Source organism: Bradyrhizobium sp. (assembly GCF_019244115.1).
In the GTDB taxonomy this organism is placed as follows: domain Bacteria; phylum Pseudomonadota; class Alphaproteobacteria; order Rhizobiales; family Xanthobacteraceae; genus Bradyrhizobium.
In genome coordinates this window covers 1-6,364 of sequence record NZ_JAFATE010000904.1, presented here as the reverse complement: position 1 = coordinate 6,364, position 6,364 = coordinate 1, and the positions used below count along the sequence as shown (strand labels likewise).

The window sequence follows — 6,364 nt, the reverse complement described above, 5'->3', positions numbered from 1 at the left end:
GCCGAGGCGCTTGCCGCCGCGTAGCAGAGGGGCCAGTCGGACCAGCAAAATCGCCGCCCATCTTGATCCCGATCAAACCGCAGCTCGCGCACATGCGCGACAAACCTTCCAAACGACACAGGGAGAAGTTGCGATGCCGTTCGACGCGTTGATCATGAGCATAGCGGTAGTCGCGGTTTTTGTGGGCTTTGCCGGCGTGCTGGCCTGGGCCGATTCCCAGACCGGAGCTTCGCAGCGCGGCCGCGCGGAGACGCGCGACACATCGGCGTCGCAGCTCCGGCGCCGTAGCTTCTGAGATCGTGACCGGTTGAACTTGCTGCGGCGGTGCATTCGACCGCCCTGGCTCTGGCTGGCATGCATCCCTCCCCCCGGATTGCCAATCCCGACACGTCAGCGCAATCTGCGATCAGAATCGCGACCGGGTTGCCGGATCACGCGACCGATCTGATCGGGAGGGGGTTCGCGCATGCAGCATTGGCGCTTGCTTGTTTCTGCGTCGGCGTTGCTGGCGTGGACGGGCCTTGGCTTCGCGCAAACGTCGCCCTATCCGAGCCGCCCTATCAAGATGATCGTGCCATTGGCGGCGGCGAGCGCGGTCGATGTCGCGGCCCGCATCGTGACCCAGAAGATGGCCGACAACATGGGCCAGCAGATCGTGATCCTGAACCAGCCGGGCGCCTCCGGTCTGATCGGGGCCGAGCAGGTCGCGCGCGCCCAGCCGGATGGCTACACGATCGGCGGCTTCAACGACAGCATCATGACCATGGTTCCCAACCTGCAATCAAACGTGCGGTGGGACATCCTCAGGGATTTCGAGCCGGTCTCGCTGGTTGCCACCGTCGAGTGGGGGCTGGTTGCCGGCAACCAGACCAGCTACCAGAGCGCCGCCGATCTGATAGCCGCCGCCAAGACCGCGCCCGGCAGGATCGACTACAGTTCAGGCGGCCCGGGCAGTCCGCAGCATCTTGCCATGGCGATGTTTTCAGCAGGCGCCGGCATTTCGCTGACCCACGTGCCGTACAAAGGAGCGACCCAGGCGGCGGCCGACATCGCCGGAGGTCAGATTCCGGTCGGCTTCCAGGGGCTGGGAACGGTGGCCGCAATGGTTCGTGGCGGTCGGCTTCGACTGATCGGGGTGGCCACGCCGAAACGGCTGCCGCAGTTTCCGGGCGTGCCGACAATTTCGGAATCCGGCTTGCCCGGGTTCGTGTTCAACTCCTGGTTTGCGATCATGGCGCCCGCGAGGACGCCCAAGGACATCATCGCCCGGCTCGATGCCGAAGTCCTCAAGGCCTTGGGGGATGCGGATGTGCGCCGCAAGCTGGAAGATCTGGGTTTCACCATCCGCGGCGACTCGGCCGCGGAGCTCGGCGCCATGACGCGTGCGCAGCTTGAAAAATATGCACGGGTGATCAAGGAGATAGGAATTCCCCGGGAGTGATCCGACGGTGCAGTCCAGGACAAGCTGCACAAGGTCCTTTAGTCTGGGTCCTGGTCACATTGCCGCGTCGGAAGGCTGCTAATGCCAACCATCGAAATTGTTCCCCAGGGGCGCCCAGCCCCTATCTTCGGCCTGTGGAGTTGGTTGTGTACGACCATTGACTCCCCCTCGAGATTGTCCTGGCGACCGTGCGCGGGCCATGCAAAGTCACTCTCCAAGTGCTTGTTCCGACATGATATTTAAGCTGAGAGGATTCGGAGAAAGCTGAGCGTGTCTTGCCAGGTCTGTTTTTCACCCCTGAGGGCTGGTGATCTGTTCTGTTCGTCTTGCGGGGCCGCGGTTCCCGATCAGCCGTCAAAGGTTGTGCCCATGGACGCGCGCATCCGGATCGCGGGCGAACGAAAATATCTGACGGTCCTCTGCGTCGACCTGCAACGCTCGACCGATCTGATCTCGGAGCTCGACCCTGAAGCCGCCATTTCGCGCCTGGAGCCCGCGCTGAATGCCATGCGCGGTGCGGTGCGGCGCAACCGCGGCATCGTCAGCAAGGAGGGCGGAGACGGTTTGATCGCGCTGTTCGGCGCTCCTCACGCCGACGACAATCATGCCGTGATGGCCTGCCAGGCGGCCGCCGAACTCGTTCGCCGCATCGGACAATTGAATGATCCCGGTCTCCATGTGCGGGTCGGCGTTCACTCCGGCTATGTCGTGGCCCACATGATCGAGGCCGATCTCTCCTCGATCTACGAGGCTGGTGGGCCGGCCGTCCATCTGGTCAAGCGGCTCGAGGGAGCTGCGCAGGCCGGACAGATCATTGTCTCCGAATCCTGCCAGAGCCTGTGCGCCGGGCTCGTCAACTTCCGGCCCCTGCCGCCCAAGCGCCTGGACGGCTTCTCGGCACCGGTCCCGTGCTACGAATTCGTCGAGCTCAGCGGGCTGACCCGTTGGCGGGCGCGCTCGACCACGGGTCTCTCCTCGTTCGTCGGGCGCGCGGAGGAGACGGCTCTGCTGGAAAAAGCCGCGCTGGAGGTCGGGCAGTCAGGCAAGATTCTCGCTCTGGTCGGGACCGCCGGCATCGGAAAGTCCCGTATCGTTCACGAGTTCGAAGCAACCCTGCGGCAGAAGAACTGGCAGGTTCTGGAAGCGGAGGGCAGCCCGCTCGATCAGGCTGCTCCCTATTCGCTGCTGAAGAAACTGTTGCAGAGCGCATTGCAGATTGTCGGCTTCGACGAACTGGCCGGGCAACCCGGCGCGGCCGAGGCCCCGGGACACATCGATCTCTGGCCTGCCGCGCTGCGGACGCTGCTGGATCAGCCGCCCGACGATGCCAGATGGAACGAGGCCGAACCCCTGCTGCGCCGGCGAGCCATCAACGAAGCCGTCCGCGACCGGATCGGCAAGGCAATCTCCACGCAGCCAACCTTGCTGCTGCTCGAGGACCTGCATTGGATCGATGGCCAGAGTGAAACGGCGATCGAGGCCATTCTGTCGCTCATCGCCGATCATGCACTGCTCGTCCTGCTGACCTGGCGAACTGAGAACGCCCCGGAATGGCTCAAAAAGCTGGATGTGCGCAAGATCTGGCTGCGGTCGCTCGAAAAATCCGCCGGAAAGGAGCTGCTGGATGCTCTGATCGGTGTGGGAGACCACCTGGACGAGATCAAGACCCATGTGCTGCAGCATACCGGACAGGTGCCGCTGTTCATCGAAGAGGTCGCCCGTCAGCTCCTCGATCGCGGGGTGCTCAAGCAGGGCGGTCGTCAGATCGACGCCAAGTCGACCTGGGAAGCCCTGGGGATTCCGCCGACCGTACAGGGCGTCATCGCCTCGCGCATCGACCGCCTGTCGCGCGACGACAAATCGCTGCTGCAACTCGCGGCAGTGGTCGGCCCCCGCGTCTCGCCGCAACTCCTGGCAGCGGTGACCGGAATGCCCGCACCGCAACTGCAGAGCCATTTGTGGTCGCTGGAAATCCTGGACTTTCTCGTCGAGTCGCGCTGGCTGGCGTCGGTCGAATATGAATTCTCGCATGATCTCGTGCGCGAGGTGGCCTACGATTCGATCCTGCGCCCGCAACGCGAGGATCTGCACCGGCGCATCCTGGCCGCTCTCGAGAGAAACTCCGCGGGAAGGGCAGAGGAGGTCGCGGAGGCGCTTTGCCATCATGCGGTCAAGGCGCAGGATTGGGCGAAAGTCGACCGCTATGGTGGAATGGCGGCACGGAAGGCCTTTGCCCGCTCGGCCTTTCGCGACGCCACCGAATATTTCCAGATCGCGATGGACGGCGTCGACAGGCTCCCGCACTCGGTCGCGCGCGAGCAGCGGGCGATCGATCTCCGCGCCGAGTCACGGCTCGCCTATGCGTCCCTCGGACATATCGAGCAGTGGTTCGCCATCGGTCGTGATGGTGAAGCGCGCGCCGAGAAGATTGGCGACGAGGGCCGCAGGCTTGCGTCGATCACTATCAGGGCTGCGGCACTGAATTTTTACGGGACACCCTATGAAGCGATAACCGCGAGTGAAGAAGCGGTCGCATTGGCCGATCGTTTGAACAACCGGACGTGGCTCGGCCTCGCCGAATATGGACTTGGGCAAGCCTATTTCATTGCGGGCAAATACGCTGAAGCCGACCCGTTGTTGACGCAGGCGATCACGCGGTTCTCGGAGAACCCACAAGATGTTCCTCCGGGTACGACCGCATCAAGCCTTCTGGTTCTGTGTCACATGATGAAGGCCGTCCTCGCAGCGTATACCGGGGAGCATGACGAGGCGGTCAGAAACGCACAGCGCGCGAGGGATTTTGCCAATCAGAGCAACCGTCCCTACGATCTTGTTGCGGCGGGCTACGCCCGAGGGATGGTCTATCGTGAGCGAAGCGATCTCGACAAGGCGGAAGAACTTCTCGCGGACGTCGCCCGCCTGGCGCGTGAAAATGAAGTACGGCTGTTCCTGCCGCTCGTCCTTTGCATGCTCGGCAGCATCTATGTGCAAAGCGGTCGCGCCACGCGGGCGGAGAGGATTCTGCTTGAAGCGAAGCAGGAGGCTCAGTCGGTCGGAAACCAGACCGTCGTGGTTCTCGCGTCGGTCTATCTGGCCTCGACCTATGCGCAGCTGGGGGACCCCGTCCGTGGCATCGAGATTGCGCGCGGCTGCCAGGCTGGGGCGAAGCAGAAGGGCTATCAGTCGATCGAATTGCAGGCGCTGCTCGCCGAAGCGATGATCCTTGCACAGGATGACACCTCGGCCGATCGGGCGATTGCCCAGCTGGAGCGGGCTGCCGGCACGGCCGCCCAGATCGGGATGCGTCCGCTCTCGGGCATCGCAAAAGGCGCTTTGGCTCGCCTGCTAGCGGTCAGCGGCCGAACCTCCGAAGCGCAGGACGAACTCAACCAGGCGATCGAGCTGTTTGCAAAATCGAAAATGACCACGCAACTTGAACGTGCTAGGCTGGAATTGGCGAAATTGTCGAACTAGCGATATTGGCTGCGGATTAGCAGGTTTCGGCGAGATTTGATGGAGGAAAGAAAGGAAAGAAAATGGGTGGTTTAGTCTATGGCGGCAAATTTGAGCAGACCGTGAACGAGCATTTCAGCCACAAGAACATTGCGGAGACGGCCAAGAAATTCAAGGAAATGGAGCAGAAACACGGGCCCTATTCCTTTGGTCAGATGATGAAACAGATGGTGCCGAAGCCGGAGGATTACCCGCATTGGGACAAGAATTCGGGCGAAATCTCCGAACACGTCCGCAAGCACCTGACCGAAGTGATCGGCTCCAACCTGAGGTCCGCGCAGCCGCTGCCGATGGTGCTCAAGGTTGGCGAGAACGTCGACCATACGCACGATCTGCACGTCAAGACATTCGCACATAACGGCCAAGTCCATATTGGCCTTCACATGCTCTGCCCCAATACATCGCTGAAGAAGTAGCTTCAGCTTCGTCTGATCGTGCCGCCAATGCGGAAGAGCCAAAGGCCTCCAGCCGTTGCTGGCTCAATTGTTTTCGCCTCTGTGCGCGGGGGGCAGGTTCAAGCCCCGCTTCCGGTGGGCCTGTTCAGGGGTGGCGGCGATGCTGCTGGGGTCGTAGGGGCGACCCTCATGGTCGCCCAGTTCAAGATCCAGAGGGGCGACCACGAGGGTCGCCCCTACAGGCGGCTGGTTCGTGCAGCGGCAGGTGCCCCGACTTGAATGGCTCCATAGCGGCTCGATCGAGTGGTTTTTCCGCTTCGTTCGTCCCGGCCGCGTTGATGCCGTCTTCATTTTCCAGCCTCCGAAGCGGCAGGACAGCGCGGTTTCCCGTTGAAAAACCAGCCGGCCTTGACTACGGAAGGAGCCAGGCCAGTTCCTTCATGAGTGGATGCCGGCGTGCCTGAAGAGAAGACAGCCGAGACGCGCTCATACGCGAGCAAATTATCGGTTCTGCGAAAGCATCCGATGTTCAGCGATCTCGCGCCCGATGCGATGGATCAACTCTGTCGCTATGCCAAGCTCAACTCGCTGAAGCGCGGGGCCGTGATCTTTTCCAAGGGCGATCCCGGCAGCAGTCTGTATGCCGTAATCAGCGGTACGGTGAAGATCAGCGTCTCGTCGCCCGACGGTCGGAATGCGATCCTGAACCTGATCGGGCCGGGCGAGGTTTTCGGCGAGGTCGCGGTCCTCGACGGCAAGGCGCGAACCACCGACGGCACAGCCAATACCAATTGCGAGATCTTCGTCATCGATCGCCGCGAATTTCTTCCATTCGTGCGCAGCCAGCCGGCGCTGGCGATGAAATTCATCGAACTGCTATGCGCGCGGGTGCGCTGGACCAGCGACCAGGTCGAGCAGGTGATTCTGCAGGATCTGCCCGGCCGGCTCGCGAGCGCGCTGCTCGGCCTGACCGAGCGCCGCAAGCTGGATCCCACCAGCCGGACCATCGCGATCA

Annotated in this window: 5 protein-coding genes; all 5 read left to right on the top strand. The window is 62.5% G+C overall.

Annotated elements, in window-relative coordinates:
* The coding region (locus tag JOZ76_RS37575; RefSeq protein ID WP_291706418.1) for a hypothetical protein at positions 1 to 295 on the top strand (295 nt) is incomplete at its 5' end.
* A 270-nt stretch (positions 296 to 565) separates the two neighbouring features.
* Positions 566 to 1,441 carry a Bug family tripartite tricarboxylate transporter substrate binding protein gene (locus JOZ76_RS37570; protein WP_291706417.1) on the top strand — a complete coding sequence of 292 codons (876 nt, stop codon included), beginning with the start codon at positions 566 to 568 and terminating at the stop codon, positions 1,439 to 1,441.
* A gap of 369 nt (positions 1,442 to 1,810) precedes the next feature.
* Positions 1,811 to 4,915 carry an ATP-binding protein gene (locus JOZ76_RS37565; protein ID WP_291706416.1) on the top strand — a complete coding sequence of 1,035 codons (3,105 nt, stop codon included), beginning with the start codon at positions 1,811 to 1,813 and terminating at the stop codon, positions 4,913 to 4,915.
* Positions 4,916 to 4,977: 62 nt separating this feature from the next.
* Positions 4,978 to 5,370, top strand: coding sequence for a hypothetical protein (locus tag JOZ76_RS37560; RefSeq protein WP_291706415.1), 393 nt, complete (start codon positions 4,978 to 4,980; stop codon positions 5,368 to 5,370).
* Positions 5,371 to 5,874: 504 nt separating this feature from the next.
* A partial coding sequence (locus JOZ76_RS37555) for a Crp/Fnr family transcriptional regulator (RefSeq protein WP_441300167.1) occupies positions 5,875 to 6,364 on the top strand: 490 nt, incomplete at its 3' end.